The organism is Dictyobacter kobayashii (genome assembly GCF_003967555.1).
Classification (GTDB): Bacteria; Chloroflexota; Ktedonobacteria; order Ktedonobacterales; family Ktedonobacteraceae; genus Dictyobacter; species Dictyobacter kobayashii.
In genome coordinates, this window is the sequence record NZ_BIFS01000001.1 from 2,174,415 (window position 1) to 2,196,660 (window position 22,246).

The 22,246-nt window shown below is 49.8% G+C and carries 19 protein-coding genes and 1 pseudogene; 11 read left to right on the forward strand and 9 right to left on the reverse strand.

Features of this window, described 5'->3' with window-relative positions:
- Positions 1-125: 125 nt before the first annotated feature.
- The 3 genes from EL645_RS09515 (at position 126) to EL645_RS09525 (ending at position 3,695) form a co-directional block, all read left to right on the forward strand.
- A complete protein-coding gene (locus EL645_RS09515) occupies positions 126-803 on the forward strand; it encodes a response regulator transcription factor (RefSeq protein ID WP_126549801.1) in 678 nt (225 codons plus the stop codon).
- Positions 800-2,299, forward strand: a complete 1,500-nt coding sequence (locus tag EL645_RS09520; RefSeq protein ID WP_126549802.1) for a sensor histidine kinase — start codon at positions 800-802, stop codon at positions 2,297-2,299. The genes EL645_RS09515 and EL645_RS09520 overlap by 4 nt, the downstream gene beginning before the upstream one ends.
- A 133-nt stretch (positions 2,300-2,432) precedes the next feature.
- Positions 2,433-3,695, forward strand: coding sequence for a DUF4388 domain-containing protein (locus EL645_RS09525; RefSeq protein ID WP_161977265.1), 1,263 nt, complete (start codon positions 2,433-2,435; stop codon positions 3,693-3,695).
- Positions 3,696-3,708: 13 nt separating this feature from the next.
- Here EL645_RS09525 and EL645_RS09530 read toward each other — a convergent pair whose 3' ends face one another.
- The gene (locus tag EL645_RS09530; RefSeq protein ID WP_126549804.1) at positions 3,709-5,496 is read right to left on the reverse strand and encodes an erythromycin esterase family protein; all 1,788 of its coding nucleotides are present in this window, start codon (positions 5,494-5,496) and stop codon (positions 3,709-3,711) included.
- Positions 5,497-5,855: 359 nt separating this feature from the next.
- A complete protein-coding gene (locus EL645_RS09535) occupies positions 5,856-7,343 on the reverse strand; it encodes an aldehyde dehydrogenase family protein (protein ID WP_126549805.1) in 1,488 nt (495 codons plus the stop codon).
- Between the two features lie 409 nt (positions 7,344-7,752).
- Between EL645_RS09535 and EL645_RS09540 the strand changes: the two genes are divergently transcribed.
- Positions 7,753-9,411 carry a peptide ABC transporter substrate-binding protein gene (locus tag EL645_RS09540; protein ID WP_246035323.1) on the forward strand — a complete coding sequence of 553 codons (1,659 nt, stop codon included), beginning with the start codon at positions 7,753-7,755 and terminating at the stop codon, positions 9,409-9,411.
- A gap of 123 nt (positions 9,412-9,534) precedes the next feature.
- On the opposite strand, the gene EL645_RS09545 is transcribed toward EL645_RS09540, so the two are convergent.
- Positions 9,535-9,849, reverse strand: a complete 315-nt coding sequence (locus tag EL645_RS09545; protein WP_126549807.1) for a hypothetical protein — start codon at positions 9,847-9,849, stop codon at positions 9,535-9,537.
- A 576-nt stretch (positions 9,850-10,425) separates the two neighbouring features.
- Between EL645_RS09545 and EL645_RS09550 the strand changes: the two genes are divergently transcribed.
- Complete coding sequence (locus tag EL645_RS09550) at positions 10,426-10,743, forward strand: type II toxin-antitoxin system Phd/YefM family antitoxin (protein WP_161977266.1); 318 nt, start codon at positions 10,426-10,428, stop codon at positions 10,741-10,743.
- Positions 10,744-10,761: 18 nt separating this feature from the next.
- Here the strand turns inward: EL645_RS09550 and EL645_RS09555 are convergent, their stop codons facing one another.
- Positions 10,762-11,247, reverse strand: coding sequence for a helix-turn-helix domain-containing protein (locus EL645_RS09555; protein ID WP_126549809.1), 486 nt, complete (start codon positions 11,245-11,247; stop codon positions 10,762-10,764).
- A 233-nt stretch (positions 11,248-11,480) separates the two neighbouring features.
- On the opposite strand from EL645_RS09555, the gene EL645_RS09560 reads away from it, so the two are divergent.
- Complete coding sequence (locus tag EL645_RS09560) at positions 11,481-12,680, forward strand: sensor histidine kinase (RefSeq protein ID WP_126549810.1); 1,200 nt, start codon at positions 11,481-11,483, stop codon at positions 12,678-12,680.
- Here EL645_RS09560 and EL645_RS09565 read toward each other — a convergent pair.
- From EL645_RS09565 to EL645_RS09575, 3 genes are all read right to left on the reverse strand, one after another.
- Positions 12,668-13,297: an RsmD family RNA methyltransferase gene (locus tag EL645_RS09565; RefSeq protein WP_126549811.1), complete on the reverse strand. Its 630-nt coding sequence runs from the start codon at positions 13,295-13,297 to the stop codon at positions 12,668-12,670. The two genes, EL645_RS09560 and EL645_RS09565, sit on opposite strands and share 13 nt — an antisense overlap.
- Entirely contained in the window at positions 13,297-14,037 is a 741-nt protein-coding gene (locus tag EL645_RS09570; protein WP_126549812.1) for a hypothetical protein, read from the reverse strand. Before EL645_RS09570 ends, EL645_RS09565 begins: the two co-directional genes overlap by 1 nt.
- A gap of 79 nt (positions 14,038-14,116) precedes the next feature.
- Positions 14,117-14,494 (reverse strand): hypothetical protein, encoded by a 378-nt coding sequence (locus EL645_RS09575; RefSeq protein ID WP_126549813.1) that lies wholly within the window; start codon positions 14,492-14,494, stop codon positions 14,117-14,119.
- A 351-nt stretch (positions 14,495-14,845) separates the two neighbouring features.
- Here EL645_RS09575 and EL645_RS09580 point away from each other — a divergent pair, with 351 nt between their 5' ends.
- The 3 genes from EL645_RS09580 to EL645_RS09590 all read left to right on the forward strand — a co-directional run bounded on the left by EL645_RS09580 (position 14,846) and on the right by EL645_RS09590 (position 19,325).
- Positions 14,846-15,544 (forward strand): hypothetical protein, encoded by a 699-nt coding sequence (locus EL645_RS09580; protein ID WP_126549814.1) that lies wholly within the window; start codon positions 14,846-14,848, stop codon positions 15,542-15,544.
- A gap of 125 nt (positions 15,545-15,669) precedes the next feature.
- Positions 15,670-17,604: an AAA family ATPase gene (locus tag EL645_RS09585; protein WP_126549815.1), complete on the forward strand. Its 1,935-nt coding sequence runs from the start codon at positions 15,670-15,672 to the stop codon at positions 17,602-17,604.
- A 185-nt stretch (positions 17,605-17,789) separates the two neighbouring features.
- Positions 17,790-19,325 (forward strand): ArnT family glycosyltransferase, encoded by a 1,536-nt coding sequence (locus EL645_RS09590; RefSeq protein WP_126549816.1) that lies wholly within the window; start codon positions 17,790-17,792, stop codon positions 19,323-19,325.
- A gap of 437 nt (positions 19,326-19,762) precedes the next feature.
- On the opposite strand, the pseudogene EL645_RS45340 reads toward EL645_RS09590, so the two are convergent.
- Both EL645_RS45340 and dut read right to left on the reverse strand, forming a co-directional pair.
- Positions 19,763-19,957: pseudogene (locus EL645_RS45340) on the reverse strand (DnaJ domain-containing protein); the annotation flags it as partial.
- Positions 19,958-19,960: 3 nt separating this feature from the next.
- Positions 19,961-20,410, reverse strand: a complete 450-nt coding sequence (gene dut, locus EL645_RS09600; protein WP_126549818.1) for a dUTP diphosphatase — start codon at positions 20,408-20,410, stop codon at positions 19,961-19,963.
- A 310-nt stretch (positions 20,411-20,720) separates the two neighbouring features.
- Here dut and EL645_RS09605 point away from each other — a divergent pair, with 310 nt between their 5' ends.
- Together EL645_RS09605 and EL645_RS09610 are read left to right on the forward strand one after the other, a co-directional pair.
- On the forward strand, positions 20,721-21,155 hold the full coding sequence (locus tag EL645_RS09605; RefSeq protein WP_126549819.1) for a hypothetical protein: 435 nt from the start codon (positions 20,721-20,723) through the stop codon (positions 21,153-21,155).
- Positions 21,155-21,997, forward strand: coding sequence for a DedA family protein (locus EL645_RS09610; RefSeq protein ID WP_126549820.1), 843 nt, complete (start codon positions 21,155-21,157; stop codon positions 21,995-21,997). Before EL645_RS09605 ends, EL645_RS09610 begins: the two co-directional genes overlap by 1 nt.
- Positions 21,998-22,246 lie beyond the last annotated feature (249 nt).

The following is a 22,246-nucleotide window of genomic DNA, read 5'->3' on the forward strand; positions in this document are numbered from 1 at the left end:
CATATGAGATGAATATGAGAGTAAAAATCGACAGGACAAATGGGGGGTTGCTCATATTTATCTCATCGACCCTTGCTATGATAGGGAAAAGATGAGCATGTGTTGATCTGTTGAAAGGAGCTATTGTGCGTCTATTAGTCGTGGAAGATCATCCTGCACTGGGTCCTGATCTCAAGAAAGGGCTGGAGCGTTGCCATTATCTGGTAGATCTGGTCACCAATGGCGAGGATGCGCTGGCTCGCGAAAGCGACGTTCCCTATGATCTGATTATTCTCGATATCCTACTTCCCGGTCTGGATGGTCGCGAGGTCTGCCGGCGTTTACGTGAGATGCACCAGCAGGTGCCGATCCTATTTCTCACCGCGCTTGGCACAGTTGACGATCGTATCCAGGGACTTGACCTGGGTGCGGATGACTATCTGAGCAAGCCCTTTGATTTTCGTGAACTCGAAGCTCGGGTACGCGCTCTCCTGCGCCGTAACAGCTCCACCAGAACGCCGGTTCTGAGCTTCCAGGATATTACCCTGGATACCCGTACCCACGAAGCACGGAGGGGCGAGCGGCTGATCGCGCTTTCAAGCAAAGAATACACCTTGCTGCATTTTTTTATGAGCCATCCCCGTGAAATTTTGAGTCGCACCACAATAGCCGAGCACGTCTGGGACTATGATGCCGAACAGTTTTCAAATGTGATTGAGGTCTATGTCCGCTATCTGCGCAATAAGCTTTGCGCGGCTGGCGAACCCAATCTCATTCAGACTGTGCGGGGCTCCGGTTATCAACTAAAGGAGCCTATCCAATGATCGCCTTGCTACGTCGCTCTTTTCCTTTCAGTTTACGTCTGCAAGTAGCAGCCTGGTATACAATCGCCTTTGCCATCCTCTTGCTACTCACGGGAGCACTATTTTATAAATATCTGGAGAGCTCTTTGGAGGCCAGTGTAGATACTGACCTGCAGATTCGCGCGCAGCAGATTGCCAGCGATCTCGTTATCCAGAATGGAACGCTACGCTTCCACGATGTTGTTGGTGATCTACCTGGATTTGGGACGCCGCTACAGCAGTCTGCACCGCAGGCTGTCGATGTCAATGCGGGTGCCCTGGTGCGCCTGGCAGATGCCCAGGGGAAAATATTGGGCGAGACCTCAGCCTTTCACACTTTGCACGTGCCGGGCATCAGTATCACACAACCTTTGCATGGAGAGCCATGGCAAGGAACCGTGATAGCGGAGAAAGATACAGAGGTACGCCTCTACAGTCGAACATTAACCAGTCAGGGAAAACCGCTGGCTGTAATTCAAGTCGGGCAATCACTAGAACACTTACACAGCTTACTTCATCGTCTGGTAGCTGCATTGCTGGCGGTTGGCTTCCTGGTTTTACTGATTGCTGCAGCCGGTAGCTACTGGTTGGCGGCGCGCTCATTTGCGCCGATGCAGCGGCTAGCCGCGACGGCCAGGAAAATCCAGGCGGGCGACCTTCATCAGCGCATCCAGGTACCTCCGGTGCGTGACGAAATGCAATACCTGGCCATTACACTCAATGAGATGTTGGAATCGCTAGAAGAGTCATTTTCCCGCCAGCGCCGCTTCGTCGCCGATGCTTCTCATGAATTACGTACACCGGTAGCAGTGATCCGTAATAAAGCAGGTATCGCCCTGCTGGACACCCCTCAACTAGATGAAGCAGTCACTGTACTACAGGAAATACATAGTGAGACGGAGCGCCTGAGCCTGCTCCTCAACGACCTCCTAACCCTGGCTAAAGGTGACGAGGGGCAGGCCCGTTTTGAGCATGAGGTCGTCCAGCTGGATGTATTGGTAGAAACAGTGGCCGCCACCACCGAGGTCCTGGCCCAGGAACGCAATATTCAGGTCGAGGTGCAGGCTCCCCAACCGGTCACCTTGATTGGTGACGAGGCCCGCCTGATTCAAGTCGTTATGAACCTGCTCGACAACGCCATCCGCTATACCAATCCGGGAGGCCATATCTGGATAGCAGTGGATCAAACAGCCTCAACCGCCAGCCTGACAGTGCGCGATACGGGCATCGGTATGACGCCAGAACATAGCGCCCGGATCTTCGAGCGCTTCTATCGTGTTGACCCGGCACGCGAAAGAACCAGTAACAATAGTAATGGCCTGGGACTTGCCATCGTGGATTGGATTGTGCGCACCCATGGTGGATCAATCCAGGTTGAAAGCCAGCCCGGGCAAGGGTCCTGCTTCACGATCCAGTTACCGCGATACAGAAACAACGAAACAGAGATCAGCAACTTGTTGAATGAGGTAAAGCTCTGATATAATGCAGAGCATAGGCTTATGTACTGAGAAGGTTTAATGCGGAAATTGCAGATTTTTTCTAAATACGCCTTAAATATATTTGCATAACGATCCATATAACCAGGCGCACTGCTAGCACATGGGGGAGAGAATGAATACAGGCACCGTCTTGTCTGGTAATCTGAAAGATTTTGGCCTCGTCGAAATCCTACAAATTGTAGAGCTTGGAGGCATGACGGGTGCGATTCATCTCAAACAGAGTACGGGGCGCATGGGTATCCTTTATTTTAATGAAGGAAAATTGGCGAATGCGACAGAGTTAGATCCAGGTGCTCTGGCTCTGGGCGATGTATTGCAACAACTGGGTATGACGACCTATCACCATATCGAAGAGGCCTATGCCCAACAGCTGCAAGATCCACTGGGCAAGCGCATTGGTGAACGCCTCGTCATGATGAATGTAATCACCGAGCAACAGTTGCGTGAAGCCCTGCGCATTAAAACGCTCTGGACTGCTCGTGAGCTTTCCATGTGGGGCGATGGCTATTACGAGTTTATTGCCAGCCCTAATGTACAGAAATTGCTCCCCTACGGTGAGGCATCCCTGGATATCGAGGTAGTGCGCGCCACAATGGAAATGGTGCGTTACAGTGATGAATGGCAGGAATTGACAAATGTACTCCCACAGGGTATGCGTACCATGTTACAACTGGCACCGGCCATTCCCTATGCGATGCGCTTTGATATTCGCAGCCTGGAACTATTCACCCATGTCAATCTATATCGGCGTGTGCGGCGCATCGCCAGTGCCCTACGTCGGCCTGAGCTGGATGTGGCCCGCGAACTGGGTCAACTGGCTCAGCAGCGCTTCCTCCTCCCTGTCTATCAAGAGGCTCAACACCTCAATGGGCATAAAGTTCGCCTACCCGATCCCGCCGAGAAACTGCGCCTGGAGAACTTCGAGCTACTCAATTTGATTAGCCGTATGGAGCAGGAGTGGGAAACCAAACACACACCAACCGAGCAACTTTCGACACTGGTGACCTTTATCAACTGGACCATGGATGCGCTGGCTGAAACCTGCCGCGTCAATGGGGTCGATCTGGATGCCAGGACCCTGCATACCTTGATGGTTAATGAGAATCTCTGGCACATGGGAAGTTATGAGTTCCGCGTCGACCAGAATCATATCGACGTTGAGAACTTCACAGCACTCTGCTATGAAATCCTCAACGGCGACATTAAAAAAGCGGCTGGTTTCTATGACGAGGCCTCAATGGTTCTCCAACGCTTACTCAGTTGCATCTTTGAAATGATTAATGGGCGCGTTGCTAATCCACGTGAGCGAATCGAGAATCAAGAAGTCTGGGAGGCCATGTTTGATCAATTTGCCCTCCAGCGTGGCGATGCCTAGCGGCACCTGGCTATCAGGAGATATCCGTGGTAGGCACCTCAGAAGAAACACTTGCTAACTCTACATCGTCGAGCCAGACCTGGCCACGACCCGAAAGATGAAGACCAAAGACAATCTGTGTGCAATCCTCTGGCACATCTAATACGATCTCATAGCGCGTCCAATCACTGGTACCTGTGATAGATCGATTATACATGCCATCAAACCGCAGTGGACCCCGAGGACCTTCAATACGCATCCACAAGCCCGCTGCTTTCTGTACTTGTTTAGCCTTAACGTATGCAGAGAAACGAAGTCTCTGATTACTATAGGCGCTTGACCCGATCATCTGGTGCACAGTGCTAAAAACAAGCGAATCCTCTTCAGAGGATTTTAGATAAGCGCAGGCCTCGCCGCTATGAGCCATGGTAGTTTCCACCCCACATTCATGTCCTGGCGGAGTAGTATATAACCAGTATGCCAGGCCAGAGGCGAAATTGGCATTTCTAGGCTGAGCCGAGGTTAGCGCAGCGGCCTGGCGTGGCTCCTCTGCCCGCAAATGGCTGCTATGGATGAGTCGCGATGGGGTCGAGTCATTGATGTAGAAGACAAGATCAAATTCGTAGGCCAGCTCGATCATAGACCAGTAAAGAGGATCGTGCTCCGGTGAGTACATGGCACCGATCACACGATATTGATGGGGCTGTAAGAGCCAGGCACTTCTTGCTTCGTCATCGGAAAACCCCTGCAGATCAATCATCATACGCGGCAGACCAGTCGCGTGAAAGGCATATTCATAACTATCTTGTGGCGGCAATGCCACCTGTTGGGGTTGCGGCTCCTTTGGATGCTGGCGATGCAGTGCATTGCAGCTCCCCTGGTAAAAGAGCATCCCAATCGATAGGAAGGCTTCCTCATAATGCTCACTCAGATAGGTTCCCATAAATCTACGCTGCTCATTCCCGAGGGGAGCCGCTGCATGCCCATTATGGGTCCAGATAAACATCTTCGCGCCAGGAGTAGCCTGGTCAACGTGCCAGATGGCGTTCTCAGCCATAAAACAATCCCGTAACTCATAGTTAAAAGAGGAAAACATCTCTTCAGCCTGAATGACAATGCGGGCACTATGTAGCGCATATTCGAACTCACTGGAGGAAGAGAGTCTTTCATAGATGGGGCGGCGCTGGCTGAGTAGAGAATAGGCACGCTGAATCTGTAACTGACAGGTTTGCTTCACCTGTACTGGCTCATTACAATAGAGGCTGGGATGATCCGCAAACTCCAGGAAAGTTCCGTAAAGCTCCGTCAACTCTTCAGCAGCCGCGGGATCAACCTGCAGTACAAATGCCAGTACATTCTGCATGGCCAGATCATATGATTGCATATCGATGCCACAGAACTGTATAGCCGGAGCCGATCCACGCCGCTCATTGTATAATCGCATCCAATAGATAATATCTAACATCTCCTGCGTCTTCCAGGTCCAGAAGCGCAAACCATCCAGCAGGCTAAGTGGATCACCATGCCCATGACAAACGAACTCATTGATGCGTTGGGCCTCTACCCAGCCTTCCTCGATAGCGAACAGGGTAAATCCCTTCTCCTTGACCAGAAATTCCAGAAGTCGATGTTTTAACGTAAAAAACTCATGTGTACCATGAGTTGCTTCACCACAAGCCACAATACGAGCACTACCTACAATATCCGCGAATGGTTGAAGGTCGCGATTATCACCACCCGGCAACGTGCTCCCAAAAGCAATCGCATACTCTTTCAACCACATAATCACATCTTCCAACTTTGTAACGTGCTGCTCTTGCATATACCCCTCCCTGAACCTTCACATCAACAGGTTCCTCTATTATATACGAGCAAAGGGGGTTATTTGTTATATTTATACTTTTGGGTATATTTTTAAGTTAAATTATACAAGAAATATGGAATATAAATCATAATATAAGAAAAAGGGGATAGCCATCAGGTGGCTATCCCCTTTTTCTTATAATGTGCCTTACTCCCATCCTCATGGGAAGCTTGCCGCTCTTGTGCGGGCGTGAGCTGGCGCGCCCGCACTTTTTTCCTTATGTGGTGCTAAAAAGTGCGCTGGGCGCACTTTCTAGCACCACATAAGAAGATTCCTTGAGCGCCGAAGGCGCGCAACCTCAGATCTCAAGGTGAATTTTAGTGCTTGCGAGGTGGATAAGAAATAAAGACGCTCTTCAGCTCGCAGAACTCATTTACAGAGTCGGGACCCAGTTCACGGTGCCCATTGCCACTATTTTTCATGCCACCAAATGGCAGATGAATCTCTGAACCAGTGGTGCCTGCGTTGATGTAGACAAGGCCCGATTCGATATCGCGCATGGCTCTGAAGGCCAGGCGAGCATCTTCAGTAAAGATGCCAGTCGAGAGTCCATATTCAGTCGAGTTGGCTACTGTAATGGCCTCTTCATATGAATTAACTGGAATGAGGGAGAGGAATGGGCCAAAGACTTCTTCCTGCGCGATACGCATATCGGGTGAGACATCGCCAAAGATAGTCGGTTGGTAATAGGCACCTTCCTGGTAGGCCTCCTCAATGAGTGGTGCGCCACCTGTGAGCAGGCGTGCTCCTTCCTGTTTACCAATCTGTGCATAGGCATCCACAGCTTTGACGCGGCCACGATTAACCAGCGGACCAACCTCAGTCTGAGCTTCCAGGCCATCGCCAATACGCAGTTGCTCAGCAGCAGCCACCAGACGATCCACAAACGCGTTATAAGCTGCGCGATGGATAATGACACGACTGGTCGCGGTACAACGCTGTCCAGTGGTCCCAAAAGCGCCCAGGGTAATATTGTTGGCGGCAAGATCCAGATCGGCATCATCCATAATAATAACGGCGTTTTTGCCACCCAGTTCCAGGGCGCAGCGCCGTAAATCGCGGCCACACAGTTCCGCCACCCGCCGTCCGACCTCATTTGATCCGGTGAGTGAAATCATATTGATCTTCTTATGGCTGGCCAGAGCATCCCCCAGGGTACCTCCCGGACCAGTGATAACGTTAAAGACGCCATCTGGCAATCCCGCCTCTTGCAAAATTTCGGCCAGTTTTAAAGTAAGCAAAGGAGTATCGCTGGCAGGCTTGAGGATCACGGCGTTACCAGCCAGAAGGGCCGGGAAGGTTTTCCAGGCCGGGATAGCCAGCGGAAAATTCCAGGGTGTAATAATGCCCACAATTCCGATTGGCTGGCGAATGGTCAGGCAGAACTTATCGGGAAGGCCGGAAGGAACGGTCTCGCCTTCGGCGCGGCGCCCCTCGCCCGCGACAAATTTAGCCACATCAATGGCCGTCTGGACATCGCCCCGCGTCTCTCTTAAAATTTTGCCCATCTCACGTGTCATCAAAGTGGCCAGCTCTTCATGGCTTTTCTCTAATAACAGGGCGGTACGTAAGAGGATTTCACCACGCGCAGGCGCAGGCAGCGCGGCCCAGCCACGCTGTGCCTTTACAGCCGCCGTAACCGCTTCTTCCAGATCAGTTGTATCAGACAGCTGATAGTGTCCGATCACCTCCTGTGTATGAGCGGGATTGGTGCTGGCAAAGGTTTCACCACTATGTGAATTACGCCATTGGCCGGCAATAAAATTCTGATAGACGGGGGATGCGGTTGAGGATGTGTGTACCATACTTATCTCCTGTCAGCTATATATGATGCTCTTCATTGAACGGGATAATGATTATGCTATATTTTCAAAGCCATTATATCAGAGCAAGGGCAATCTACAGAAGCTCTCCTCCAGGCCATCTGGGCTTTTTCATGTTCGTCCAGAGAGTGCAGGGAGATCACGAGCAAGCGATACGATGGACCTTCATTCCTGTGTGGGGTGTGTATGGTGGGCGGCTGCGTCCGCCCACCATACACACCCCACACTCCCAACCCGGCGCCGCAGGCACCAAAGAGGGAAATGAAAAAGCCCTGCCAGGGGAACAGACAAGGAATATTTTGCTGAGTATCCATTGTTACATTTAGGCGAGGAATTTATTTCAATTATTGCAGAGAATATGCAGGTCTCATCCAGAAAGAGAGTTCACAGCATGGTCAATCGCCCTACGCATCCTTATTCGGGGTATGCGCGACGAGCAACCCTGGCATTCACCTTTTTTAGCCTATTCCTGACCGTGTTAGCGGCCTGTGGTGGAAGCAATACTGGCACAACGTCAGCCCCACAAAGCACTAATCTGGCTCAGCAACAGGTATTGAATTTCCCCAATGTCGGCATTAACGATCTGGCAGTGTTTGATCCAGCTCAGGGACCAGACGGCAATTCGGCCCAGGCTGTCAATATGATATATAGCGGGCTGGTCAAAAACGACCAGAATCTAAAAACAGTTCCAGATCAAGCTACCTGGCAGATCTCCAGCGACCAGAAGGTCTATACCTTCAAGCTCAATCCCAATGTTACATTTTCGGACGGAACACAGGTTACAGCTCAATCCTATGTTTACACATGGACACGGGCGCTACAACAGGCTACCGCTTCTCCAATTGCATCTTTCTTTATGGCCCCCATTGTAGGCGCCGATGCAATGGCTAACAATAAGGCACAGACGCTGACTGGCGTTAAAGCCATTGATGACCATACTCTGCAGGTAACCCTGACAAAACCTACACCATACTTCCTGAGCGAGCTCAGTAATTCACTCTTCTTCCCGCTGAACCAGAAAGTCATTGAAAAATATGGCAAACTATGGACGCAAAATGTGGCAAGCAATGGTGTAGGTACAGGTCCCTTCATGGTGAAAGATTGGCAGCATAGCAAAAAACTGGTGCTGGTCCCCAATCCACATTACTATGGAAAAAAGACCAGACTGACTCAGGTCAATATGCTGTTTGTCGTTAATCCAGCGACGGCCCTGCAAACCTATCTGGCCGGACAATATGACTTTGTCTGGAATATCTCTAGCGAGCAGCAAGTGCTGGTCAAAGATAAACCAGGGTTTGTGCGTAAACCCCTCTTGCAAAGTGATCTACTCTTTTTTGACAATACCAAAGAGCCATTCAATAAAGTAGCTGTCCGCCAGGCTTTTGCCTACGCCACCGACAAAGAGACACTGGTAAAAGACGTTTTCAAAGACACCGTGACGGTTGCGCCCACCATCATCCCTCCAGGTATGCCTGGCTATCAACCTGGCTATGCAGGCCTGGCTTATGATGCCAATAAAGCTAAAGCGCTGCTCAAATCAGCTTATCCAGACCTCAACAAGATACCCAGAATAACTTTTTCCTATCCCAGTTCTCAGGTATCAGCCAACGAGGCATCGGTGCTGCAAAGCATGTGGCAGAATGCATTGGGTATTCAGGTGAAGCTGGAACCAGTGGAATTGAGCGCCTATAATGATCGCACCTCTAAGCACGAAGTGCAATTTGGCTTCACCCAATGGGGAGCCGACTTCCCGGATCCCTATGATTGGCTGACCTTAAATCTGACCAGCAATGCCTCGAATAACAATGGCCAATGGAGCAATGCCCAGTTTGATCAGACGGTCAAAAAAGCGGAGCAGGTCACTGACCAGAATACTCGCCTCCAACTCTATAATCAGGCAGAACAGATCGCGGTCAGCGATGTAGGTTGGCTGCCCATTGACCACCAGGCTCTGGCGGCCGTCATTCCATCCTGGATTCATGGACTGACCCTGAACGGCAATGGTCTCTACTTTGGAGATTGGTCGAACATTTATATCCTGCAACACTAACTACATTACTCGCGTAGATAGACGATAAAAAGCACTATCCGTATGGCTGCCATAGTAGCCATACGGATAGTGCTTTTTGAGGGGAACGCCTCGCAGCGTGCACTTTCAGTATCTTAAGACGCTTTAGACGTTTTCGATGGTAGGACCACTGCCCTCGGTTGTGGTAGGTGGAGGAGTTGTTGGCGCCTCCTGCGCAGCAGCTGGCGGTGTTTGATCGGCATAATTGCCTTCCTGGGCCGCACGCTTAAATACATAATATGCGGAGTTAGCTGTCAGGGGCTGATTACTAGCCAGTTCCCAGCCATCGCGACCAATGCTATCAAAGTAACGCCGTACAAAAGCACTGCGACGCTCGTCACCAATCAATGTCTCTACGCCTTCACAGGAGATACGTCCTCGATAATCAACGTATACAACCTTATATGCCCACTGTCCCATAGCATACTCCTTTCCAGGAAAAAAGTTTCCTTACTATAAACACTCCACTCATCAGGGTGGCTTGAGTCTCCCATTGGTATGGCTCCATTGGCACTATATCCGATAGTACCCTCGGCCACTGCTTTTTCTGCTTAGTGCTACCTCGTCACGCCTCGCCCGCAGACATATAGCATACACATATCAGGCAGTTTAACCGAACGATCATAAAGCACCGGGTTCCACAATCAGCACTCTATTTCTCACTGGGTACCATACTAATGGTTCCTCTGCACAGTCGTAGTATACCCGGCTGAGAAGCCACCAGCACCGCTATTTCCGCCAGTCTTTTATGCCGGAAAAATTACCTGCTTGATACCTGTCTATTTCTACAGGTACTAGATGAACAGAGACACTTTCACCAGATGCGTTACGATCTCCTGAAAAAAAGCGTCTATCATAGATAAGATACAACGTTTTATCCCAACATGCAGACACTTGTAGGGGTAGTTTCATAGTTTTAAAGAACGACAACGGAGTCCTATGGGATTGAGCAGGTACTTATCGCCAATGCAAGGCAATTACACGAAGAGGAGTCCCATGACAGAACATCATTTATCATTAACCGAAGTCCAGAAACAACTGGCAGATTTACCACAATTATTGCAGCAGCTTGAAGAACCAGTTATTGTCACCAAAGACGATGAGAATGTCATGGCTATTTTATCTATGAATAAATACATGCAAATACTGGAAACAATCGCCTCACTCAATCAGACCTTGCAGATTCTTCATGATGAAAAGTTTATGGCATCCTTTCGCCTGGCCGAACGCGGTATGAAGGCAGATACCCTGATTTCGCTGGAGCAGCTCAAAAATGAGCTGGGTTGGGAAGATGAGAACTCAGAATCAAAATGATGGGCACTGCAGTGCCCATCACGCCTGTTCAGCCTCGCGCTTTTGCGCATCTTCAATCAAGTTGACTAATAACTGTAGCTTCTTAATTGTATGCTCCGCATTGCGTTTATTGCGTTCGTAGCCATCAGGAGCTAATTGCTGAAACCAAAAACGGATATCCTCTTCAGAAATGTCGTACCACTTGGCATCAGCCTGCAAGCGTAAGTAGACTCGCATCTGTGGATCTTGCTTCTTACGCGCAGGCTTTGTAGCAACAGCTTCACCATTAGTCTCTTGCTCATCTTCAGCCAGCGCCTCCGCTATATCAGCGGCTGGATGCAACTCATTATAGAGTGCCTCGACATCACCCGACCGGAAAAACACATCGCGCCCAACGCCACGATGCGTCCTTAGACGCCCCTCTTTCACCCAGAGATCCAACGTCACACGGTCGATCCCCAGACGCCGAGCCGCCTCACCCGCATCCACAAACGCAAACCGTCCACCACCTGGCTTACTAACCATCTTATAATCCTCCTTACAATTCTTACAATATAATGTTTGTCTGTATTATAGCCCACACAAGCGCAGCTATGTGAAGCACAAAAATTAGGAATTTAATACTTTTTATACAAGAAAATGCTTGTATATTTACGCAAAAGTATGCTATGCTAACAAATAAATAAAACTTGATTTAACAAAGTTAAAACAAGTTTTATTTATTGTATTTTCATTGGAGTTGACAAGGGGATAGAGAGATGTATGAGAAGCAGCGCTGGTCCTGGCTATTTTCACCGTCAAACATACCTTTTGCTTTTCGGCTGCTGGCCTGTGTGACCAGCTTGCCCATCTGCGCGCTCATTTATTGGCTCACATTCACGAAATTCTATGATAGCAGGGTTCTGATTATACCAATGGCTATCTGGGCCTGGTGTTTTGATAAAAAAGGGGCGGGCACCTATCTTTTGTGTTTCCTGACAGGATTAGGGATATACTACCTGCTATATCAGAGAAGCGGAGATAGCCTGCCAAATATCCCGATATCCATATTCATAGATATACCAATAATGATTATAGTAGGTGGGGTCATACTATCATTTAGAAAAAAGCAGACACATAGAGATACCGAGCCATTATATATTTTAAAAGAGGAACAGAAACGGCAACATCAATTAGCGCTAGAACAGGTTCGTCAGCTTGAACAAATTAAAACGCAGTTTTTGATCAATGTCAATCATGAATTGCGCACCCCCCTTACAGCAACCTATGGCTATTTTGAGTTGCTAAAAATGTTGTTTGAGCAGAAAGGCCAGCTCGATTACAAGACCCACGGTGCTTACTTGCAAGATGCACTGCACTACTGCGAGGATTTGTGCTCGATTGTAAACAACATTTTAGATACAATGGATATCGATAATATTCAACCTGTCCAAATCAACGAGCGCTGCAATGTGGGGCAGGTCATTTTAGAAACTTGTGGCAATGTCGATATAGTGCAGAACGAACAAAATCGTATTCACCTACAAGTAGCGGAAGACCTGCATGTACAGGCTAATGTACATTATCTGCGTCATATTCTGCACCAGTTACTAACCAATGCCTTTAAATACACCCCACCCGGCTCGCCTATCACCATTCGCGCCGAAGTGGATCCCGGCGAAGCAGATGTGGTCTGTATCAGTATCAAAGATATGGGACCTGGTATCCCCCTGCGCGATCAGGCCCATATTTTTGATCAGTTCGCGCGTCTCCCGCGCGATGTAGCTGGAACGATGCGAGGTGCCGGATTAGGGCTCTACATCTGCAAACACCTGGTTGAGCGCATGCAAGGACAGATCTGGGTCGAAAGCTCGGGACTACAGGGGAGAGGCAGTTGTTTTCGCTTTACACTGCCACGAGCTATCGCAGTACCAACGTCTCACACTCAATTATCACCAAAGTCAGCTCAAACATTTTGATGGCGATAAAACATCAGCAGCGTGCTGCCATAACGGCGCTCATCGGTCAGAACAAAATTCTGACACTCAACCGCAGCTACGCCGGGGCGCTCTTTCGGGTGAATCTGGACAATAATAACCGTATCATCGGTCCAGAGTTTTGAGCTGTCCACTAATCCCAGTGCGCGAGCCGCCATCTCTTCATATTGAGGCGGAGCCACATAGATAATATCGTAGACCCGCTGCTGGCCCGGCTGAGGCGCGGGAAAATAGGCGCGCTTCTCGCCTCCATGTGCTGGCGGCAAAGGTTGTGACTGGTGGGCCAATAAAAACTTGAAAGAATCTCCTTGCAATGTCTCTGCATGGGCCGTCAGGCCAGTAATCTGCAGATTTTCGCGTACCAGTTTGACAATTTTGGGATTCATCTCGATAAAGGTGGCGCGTGCGGCACCGCGACTCAACGCTTCGATGCCCACGCCACCGGTGCCCGCAAAAAGATCCAGAAAGCGGGCATCCGTCACCTCATCCGAAAGAATATCAAACAAGGCCGTCTTCACCCGATCCATAATCGGCCGGGTACCAATTGTTTTGGGAGACTTCAGTTTTTTGCCCTTCGCCTCACCGGTCACCACGCGCATTAGCGTCCCTCCTCTAACACTGCCAGAACAGCTTCCACCTGCTCAATAAAATCATCTTCCAGCTTCGCCCAGGAGATCAACGCTTCTACCTGGTCTACTTTCAACTTCTTGGTCGTCATAATATTCCAGACGCCTGAAATTAATTCACGCAATTGATCATCAGAGATCTGGGAAGATACGACATTGGTCAACACCTGCAAACGCTGAGGGCTAGCAGTTGTGGCGCCTTGAGACTCCCGTAAGGAGCTAATCTTGACCCGCGCGCGCTCTAGCTCTTGCTCACTAAACTCATCAGGTGACAAAGGCAAATCTTCCAATTCCTCCAGGTCTTCACCTGGTCTACTTTCATCAATTAGATCCTCGGGACCAATCTCTTCGTCAAAACCAACCCCTGCCCGAGGAATACGCATCTCAATAATAGATGAATCGTGGTCTCCCCGCGAAATACGGGGCAATGGTCCCGAGGATTGTGGGCGCCTGGCTTCAGGCACAGCCTGTCCATAGTCAGAGAGTGCGCTATTATCACTCTCACGTCGCTTAGGCAGGGGTGTGGGATCCGGCCCACTCTGGCCCACGATTCCTTTAAGCTGCTCCAGCGCTTCACGTAGATTAATGCCCGTGGTCAGGGAGCGTACATTGAGCATTTCCATCGCCTGCTTGGGCGTTAAATCTAGATTATCTTTAATATATTGAATAAACTGAGGTAGCGGCATATTACTACCGGGCTCGCCACCTGGCACGGTTAAATTACCTGTGCGCGTACCTGTACCTTCGGAACCCCGACTGGTCGGGACCTCTGCTTGAGCGCTGCTACGCCCCTCATTCGTCTGCGTTGCTGTTGGGGGGCATACACGGCGGCGGGCCGATTGCCTGGTGTATTCGCCCGTGGACTAGCAGCGGGTTGAGCAGGTGCAGTTTTGGTTTTTGCCGCAGGTTGAGGAGCCGAGCGCCCAACCTGAGAGCGTGCCGCACCTTGGGCAGACGTTGATCCATATGTGTCGTCAGCTGCTGCATACCAGCCTCAGCCTCATTAAATAGTTGTTCCCGCTCCTCCACACTGGCACCAAGGGGCACAGGGACACTCATCTCAACGGTATGGGTACGGCCATCTTTTGTATATTGGGACGCATAGCGTAACCAGATATACGGCCCGCTCTCTTCCTGTTTTTTTCTATTGCCGTCCATGGACGTGCTCACCTACTTTCTCCTACAATGCTGCTCTAATTGCAATTCCAGGGACTCTCTGTCGATCATAAACAGTGTACGTACATTATATCAAAAACGTCCTGCAGACACATCCTGTATCATCCCAATTTTTCAGCCTGCTTATTGACAAGCCGGGCTAAATGCTCATCGACGAGATAAGATCAGCATAGTGAAATGTCTTGATAAATACTAAGATATAATGTATGGTACTATAATAAACCCCGTATCGTGGGAACAATAGCCAAATCGCTACCCAACAATGGTGCTTCTTGACGATGATACATGTTGTATGTTCGTACCTGATAGTTTGCTTCTATGCCAGAAAGTCGAGATAAGCTATCTATGATACCAGCACCGACTCAGCCGCCGCCAACCCGGGTCGCGCCTCCACCGGCGACACCGGAAGAACAGGCTCAGACCGCACCAGCTAAAGTTGCGCTGACGCCGGCGCGTAGAAGAGCGGGACAATCTCCAGTGGCCCTGGCGATAAAAGCCGTCTTGCGCCCCATCTTTAAACTACTTTACTACGTTATTCGTTGGATACGCTCACACAAGCTTGCAACCCTCCTGGCCATCCTCCTTATCCTGGCCAGCGTCTTTGCCACTAACTATCTATTCGCTGGACAGACGCCGTTAGGTGCCAGTTCATCCAGCACAGTGCAACAATCAGTACAAAACAACGCACAAATCAGCCCTGATGTCCAGAATTGGCTGCTGGCCTTACGCTCAGGCGATCTCAATACGATGCTCTCAATCCAAAAATCTATGAGCGCTTCAACCAGGCCACCTGATAGTGCTCTGTATGTTTTGCAGTTTAGCGAGAAATACGCCCAGGTAAAATGGACGGGCATCACTGTCACCAGCATCAATAAGGCCCCGGACGGTATGTTGGATATGTTTATCGAGGTGGATATGAGTTCGACCAGTACCAGTACCAGCACAACTACAGGTACCAGCAACAGCATCGTACTCTGGCATTTTACCACTACACCAACGGGCCAAATTTTTCTGATTGACTATGTATCAGGGCGCACAGCATAGCGTCCTCTCTCCACATAGTAGATGGCAAGATTTCGATAAAGTATTCCAGTAGCATGAACGTCCGATACTCACCAATAAAGACGTTCACATAACGCATACTACAACATGCTGAAGGGATAGAAGCAGTGTCAACAAATACAACCAGAACCAAGCGGCCGCGGAGCGACCTCGATAAGTCCATAGATCTGGGCCTGGATCAGTTTGGACGTTTTATTCGACGAGCCTGGTGGTGGATTGCCCTGACCATCTTCGCCATCTGGTTCTTTACTTCCGGCGTCACTATCGCGGGCCTGGATGGTGGCACAGCATTGAGCGGCATCATCCAGATTACCTTTGCCATCTGTTACATCTTGATTCAGTTCGTCGCCCTCTTCTGGTTCCTGGCCCGCCCGCGCCTCTACTGGGTCATGCCGGGTGAGACTGGCGTCACCTTTGACGATTACAAAGGTAATCCAGAGGTATTGGAAGCCGCACGCCGTATTGTAGCCCTGCTGCGCGGAGTTAAAGAATTCCAGGCCATGGGCGGCAATCCTGTACGTGGTCTTCTTCTCTCAGGACCTCCCGGAACCGGTAAGAGTTATCTGGCACAGTGTATGAGTACCGAGGCGGGTGTCCCCTTCGCCTATGCCAGTGCCGCCAGTTTCCGCGCCATGTTCATGGGTATCGATGTCCTGATGATCAGCAATCTCTACCGCAAAGCTCGCCGCCTGGCCCGTGAGTACGGCGGCTGCGTCATATTTATGGATGAAGTCGACGCCATCGGTGGATCGCGTGGTAATAACGGCGGTGGCATGGGCATGATGGGTATGATGGGCGGCATGATGGGCGGTGGTACCGGCGGCTTGAACCAGTTATTAATGGAGATGGACCCCCCTAACATCGAGACCGGCTGGTTTAAAAAGATCCTGCGTACGCTGGGTCTCTACCATGGTCGAGCTCAACATCAACCGGTACTGACAATTGGTGCCACAAATATTCCAGATTCCCTGGATCGTGCCCTGCTACGTCCAGGTCGCTTTGATCGCCAGATCAATGTCGCCCCACCAACCGATAAGTACCGTCCAGAGGTGATTGAATACTACCTCAACAAAGTTGATCATGTAGACAATATCTCTATCACAGCCCTCTCGGCCCGCTTCGTTAGCTATACACCAGTGGCTATTAAACATGTCATCAACGAGGCTACGATTATCGCCCACTTTGCTGGACGTACCAAAGTGACGTATAAAGATCTCACCGAGGCCCAGGATGTCCATGAATATGGCCTGCGACAGATCAGTGAGCTAACAGACATCGAGCGGCGCCGCCTGGCTTACCATGAAGCGGGCCATACTGTAGCCAGCTACTACTTAATGGATCGCTTCTTTCCAGCCTACGTTACCATCCATATGCGTGGTGATGTCGAAGGTGCCGCAGCCTTTGCTCATCCACGACCCAAAGAAAGCGTCATTACCAGAAATCGCGAAGAGATCCTGGCAATTATTCAGGTTTCGCTGGCCTCACGTGCTGCGGAAGAATTATTCCTGAATACAAAATTGAATGGGGTAACCGGCGATTTTGCCAGCGCCACGGAACGTGCCGCCTTCTATATCGGTGCCTTTGGCATGGATGATACCATCACCTCATTTCTGGCCTTTGGAAGCGCGTCCAATGCACTGGGAGCAGTGCCGCGTTTTGCTGAACGCGTTGAGGCCCTCTTACAATCTCAATTGAACGCAGTCAAGCAGCTTTTTATTGAGCACAGTGAAGCTGTGATCGCTGTCTCAGAGGCCTTGATTGAAAAAGACGAGCTGGTAGCAGAAGAGATTAAAGAGCTGATCGACAATGCCGATGCCCGTCGAGCCTCAAGAAACATCTTCAGCGAGTTCACTCCTTTGCTAGAAGCGGGCTCAAACGGCAATGGCAATGGCAATGGCAATGGCAATGGCGCCCATAGCAATGGCAGTGCGCGCAGCGGTGGCTTTCTGGCCGGTCCACATATTAACAATATGAGCATGCACACCAGCGCGGAAAACCTGCAGTTGCCGCCCCTGGATTACACAGATAACCTGGATCTATAACATCAGCTGTAGTCAGTTGCGAGGTCTTCTTTCGAGAGGGCCTCATTTTTTGTTATGTTTTTTTGAATATAGGTAAATAGATAGACAAGGTCGTGATTACTTGAATAATTTGGGGTTATTTGCTACTGTTGTCAGAGATTGTTGGTATTTTCCCCATCATTAAGAGGAGATATGTACACACGAACATGAATACAGTTCTCTCAGATGCGACCAGTACGCATGAACATACATCTACGCCCATGACCAGGAAAAGGTTACTTTTGATCGGTGGTACCTTGCTGGGGTTGCTGATCATTGGACTGCTGATGCGCCTGTATACTCTGGGCGTGCCCTTTGACCGGGACTCATATGATGAGGGAGTTTACTGGCAGACCTTGCGCTCGCTGGCCGCTGGCTCGGCGCTGTATCATCCTACGTTTTATTCGCAGCCACCGATGTTTGTGTTCTCTATCTTTCCGACCTACCTGCTCTTTGGTCAGACCCTGTGGGCGGCCCGGTTTGGCATCGCCCTGGTTTCTATGTTGGGGCTGGTGGGGATATTTCTACTGGGTTATGCTTTGCGTGGCTGGCTCGGTGCTTTCATTGCCCTGCTATTACTGCTACTGGCACCCCTCTACCTTTCGGCTTCACAAACCATTCAGGCAGAAGGCCCTCAAGTCGCATTCTCAGTACTGACAGTGGCCTTTGCCTATCTGTGGTGGCATAAATCCACAGGTTGGCGTGGTGACCTCTATGCGGCCCTCTGTACACTCACACTGACGCTAAGTATTTTCAGTAAGCTCTTCGCGTTAGCCACCCTGGTACCAGTCTGTCTCCTGGCACTGGCCCATATCTGGCGCATTCGACAGCAACCAGCGGGAAGCCGCTTGAAAGCCAGTCGCTCACTGCTCATCGGTATTGTGGTTATGGTCCTGGCTACTGTAGTAATTATGTTGCCCTTCGCAGGCAAGTTAGGGGATTTCTGGTCAGGCGTGATCAGCTTTCATACCGCCGCTAAAACGGTCAGTAGCCGTATGGGAAATACGGGCAAAGTGGTGCGCTTCTTCATTGCCCCCCTGGGGTTTGCCGCCCTCTATGGCAGTATCGTCGCGCTACTCAAGAAGGATTGGCGCGTCATACCACTGCTGGGCTGGGGCCTGGCCTGCACAATTTTGCTCTGGCAGCAAGAACCACTGTTTGATCATCATTTTGTGATCGTCATACCTGCGTTGGTAGCTTTGACCTGTATGGGCCTGGGACCCCTGCCCCTGAACAGCCAACAATTAAGGCAGCGTCCCGCGCTAATCACGGCTGGCTGCCTGCTGCTCGTGCTGATCAGTATTGTCTTTGGCGCCAGAACGATCCAGCTCAATTATAGCCATTTGCAGGCGCAGGCCACATCTGCGGGCACCCAGGGTTCATTGCGCACCGCCCACGATCTGCAGCAGGTGGTAGCCCCCAATCAATTCGTGATTACCGATGGCCAATTTGTGGCCGCGCTGGCTGGACGCAATACACCACCGGAACTGGTAGATACTTCCAGTGTGCGCATCAATACAAACTATCTGACCAGCGCCCAGTTGATTCAGCAGGCCTCACAGCCCCGGGTAGAAGCTATCCTGTTCTATACAGGACGCCTGACGAATAGCAACCTGCAGGCATTCCGCGACTGGATACCACAGCACTTCCGTCAGGTTCATCACTATGGCAATGGCAGTGCGCTATGGGTTAAAATACAATAAAGCGAAGAAAGTATACTTGCGCTGAGGCGCCCGAATCCCTTTTATGTGGTTGCAAAATATTGAGTACGGCTTAATATTTTGTAACCACATAGGTATCACTTTTTGAGTGAGGAGGAAGAAAACAGATGCAAAAGAAGAAAACATTTAGTACGATGGAGATTGTGTTGGTCGGCGTATTGGTCGGCTCGCTCCTACTCTCATTCTTGCAAGCGCGCCAGGATGATCAAAAAAAGTAACCAGAAACCAGACGACTAAGCGGGGTATGCTAAGAAATCATGCCCCGCTTAGTCGTCTTTCATATTCTTTTTAAGTTCACGCACAAAACCCATAGCCCCTTCTTTCCAGGTCATGCGTGGCTGTTTATGCCTGGCCTGTTCGCGCTGCTGCAAAATAAAGTTGAGCAATACATCACGCTTCATAGCTTCAAGGCGTTGAATATCATAGGTCATGCGCCGGGTAGGATCGCTAAGAACAGCATATGCTTCATTGATCTGTTTGATGTAACGATCCTCGGCATCGCGATTGATATCGGGATGATATAAGCGCGCCAGGCGCCGATATGACTGCTTGATATCTTCAAGCCGCGCCGTACTCGGCACCTCAAGGATAGAATAATAGTCTGGTAGAGCCATAATTTAGTCCCCTGTGCTTCCGAATCCTCCCCTGGCACTCCCAACCTGCTCCACTTCATTCCAGCTAAAGCGTCCAACAGGAATAAAAATACCTTGCGCGATACGCTCACCACGCAACACTGTCACTGGCTCATCCCGAAAATTGTAGACTGAAACCATCAGTTCATCGCTCTCGCCACAATAATCCTGGTCGATAACGCCTACACCATTGGGCATTAATAAACCTTTGCGCCGGGCGGTGCTACTGCGCATGGTTAGCAGCAACATATATCCGGGAGGGGTCTGCACAATCAGATTACTGGGAATCAGGGCCAGCGAACGTGGCGCGACCTCAGTAGTCTCTCGGCTGAGCAGATCAAAGCCTACCGATCCTGCCGTTGCATATGTTGGCAACGGCAATTCTGTATCAACTCGTTTAATATTAACCTCTAGAGGTTGTGCAGAAACATCCATGTAGGTTATTCTAGAGAATAGAAGATATCTCGTCAAGAGATTTTTTAATTTGTCACCTGCGGTGACAAATTAAGGGGGAAAGGAGCTTTGGGGGCACAGCCCCCAGGCCCCCAGTCAAAGGGCTTGCCGCCCCTTGCATCCCCGCTTTCATAGGGGGGACAAATTAAGGGGAGACGTGCGCTGCCGCGCCGCACCTGTTTTATTATCTGTGGTCGAAAATGTGCGCCGCACATTTTCGACCACAGATAATAAAACAGTATGCAACCCTTGCATCCCCGCTTTTTTAACTTAATAGATAGTTATTCGTAATATGAGTATGCAAACACACACGACGCCAAAACTAACAATCCAGCAGCGTTTTCTCATTATTAGCTTCTTCTTGATTTTATCATTAGGAGCTACTATCATTGCGACAAACGCTACAATCAATGCGGTACAGAATGTTCATCAACATCAGGTAATGGCTCATAAAGGCGATGTGCATCTCATTCGTCAGTGGATGACGATCCCGTATGTCGCCCATGTGTATCAGGTACCAGATACCATTCTGTATTCGTCGTTGAAGCTGAAAAATGATGCGATCACGCGTCATAGTACGCTGCAAACAATTGCTCTCCAACGCAAGCAGCCTCCTGAAACTGTCATTTCTAAACTCCAGACCACAATTCTGGAGTACCGCAAACTACATCCCTTTAAACCTTACCCGACACCATCCACTCAAAGAGGGGAGAGCATAACTCTTTGATGAATACTTTACTTCCATTAATTATCAGCTGGCTGCAGTTCTATGGCTATCCAGTTTTGTGGATTTGTGTGTATGTTGCTGCTGTTGGGGCACCCTTACCAATCGGGCTGTTGCTGCTGGCAACAGGAGCTTTTGCCGCCCTGGGTGATTTCAACCTCTATATACTGTTTATTACATCTTTAAGCGCATCCGTCTTAGGCGATAGTACTGGTTACTTTATTGGTCGCAAAGTAGGGACACGCGTTATTGCCTGGTTAGCCCGGCAAAAACGCTTTCGCTTTATCTCTCCCAAAGTAATCAGTCGTTCGCAGGAGTATTTTCAGCGCCGGGGTGGCTGGGCCGTCTTCCTGAGTCGTTGCCTGGTTCCAGCTCTGGGAGGCACCATCAATATTCTGGCAGGCGCGGAAAATTATCCGTACCGTAAATTCTTATTGGCCGATGCTACCGGCGAAGCCATCGGCATCATTCCGCCATTGATCCTGGGCTTTGCCTTTGGAGCAAGTTGGGAAGCAGTGGGCGATCTACTCACTACTATCTCAACCTTGACATTCATATTACTCATTGCCATCTACCTAATCGTCCTATTAATACGCACCCTGCGGCGGATGAAAACGGGACGAGAACAAACGGACCTGGAAGAAACATCTGAGTCGGAGTCTTCCCAGCTAGAAATTCAGGACTCACAACTTCAATATAAAGGGTTCAGCAAGGAGAAAAATCCGAAAACCACTCTATTTCTTGCCACTTTAAGGCGGGTTCAAACGTATAAAAGTACAGATGGATTACACACGGGTTACAGTTTTCCCAAGGAAACTACGTCAAATCCAGGCCGTAGGGACTAGAATGAAAGGGTGACTTGCGTTATAATTGAGGGAGGGACGTAGTTCCTTATACTGATTGACAACGACATTGTCATTATTGCTTGACCGCCCGATTGACAAAGCCGGCAAAATTGCGCGTGCTTTTTCAAAATAATCGGGGAAACGTCTTTTTGTCAATAAGTTAGGAATATTTTCCATACCGGCGATGTTTCTACTAGTAGAGACTGATTGCATGTCATTGATTTTCCTCCCACTCGGCTCGGACAGAAC

What these genes read in the sequence shown, in the direction of transcription:
- EL645_RS09520 (WP_126549802.1), top strand. Translation starts at nt 800, where the DNA reads ATGATCGCCTTGCTACGTCGCTCTTTTCCTTTCAGTTTACGTCTGCAA.
- EL645_RS09525 (WP_161977265.1), top strand. Translation starts at nt 2,433, where the DNA reads ATGAATACAGGCACCGTCTTGTCTGGTAATCTGAAAGATTTTGGCCTC.
- EL645_RS09530 (WP_126549804.1), bottom strand. Translation starts at nt 5,496, where the DNA reads ATGCAAGAGCAGCACGTTACAAAGTTGGAAGATGTGATTATGTGGTTG.
- EL645_RS09535 (WP_126549805.1), bottom strand. Translation starts at nt 7,343, where the DNA reads ATGGTACACACATCCTCAACCGCATCCCCCGTCTATCAGAATTTTATT.
- EL645_RS09540 (WP_246035323.1), top strand. Translation starts at nt 7,753, where the DNA reads ATGGTCAATCGCCCTACGCATCCTTATTCGGGGTATGCGCGACGAGCA.
- EL645_RS09545 (WP_126549807.1), bottom strand. Translation starts at nt 9,849, where the DNA reads ATGGGACAGTGGGCATATAAGGTTGTATACGTTGATTATCGAGGACGT.
- EL645_RS09550 (WP_161977266.1), top strand. Translation starts at nt 10,426, where the DNA reads ATGACAGAACATCATTTATCATTAACCGAAGTCCAGAAACAACTGGCA.
- EL645_RS09555 (WP_126549809.1), bottom strand. Translation starts at nt 11,247, where the DNA reads ATGGTTAGTAAGCCAGGTGGTGGACGGTTTGCGTTTGTGGATGCGGGT.
- EL645_RS09560 (WP_126549810.1), top strand. Translation starts at nt 11,481, where the DNA reads ATGTATGAGAAGCAGCGCTGGTCCTGGCTATTTTCACCGTCAAACATA.
- EL645_RS09565 (WP_126549811.1), bottom strand. Translation starts at nt 13,297, where the DNA reads ATGCGCGTGGTGACCGGTGAGGCGAAGGGCAAAAAACTGAAGTCTCCC.
- EL645_RS09580 (WP_126549814.1), top strand. Translation starts at nt 14,846, where the DNA reads ATGATACCAGCACCGACTCAGCCGCCGCCAACCCGGGTCGCGCCTCCA.
- EL645_RS09590 (WP_126549816.1), top strand. Translation starts at nt 17,790, where the DNA reads ATGAATACAGTTCTCTCAGATGCGACCAGTACGCATGAACATACATCT.
- dut (WP_126549818.1), bottom strand. Translation starts at nt 20,410, where the DNA reads ATGGATGTTTCTGCACAACCTCTAGAGGTTAATATTAAACGAGTTGAT.
- EL645_RS09605 (WP_126549819.1), top strand. Translation starts at nt 20,721, where the DNA reads ATGAGTATGCAAACACACACGACGCCAAAACTAACAATCCAGCAGCGT.
- EL645_RS09610 (WP_126549820.1), top strand. Translation starts at nt 21,155, where the DNA reads ATGAATACTTTACTTCCATTAATTATCAGCTGGCTGCAGTTCTATGGC.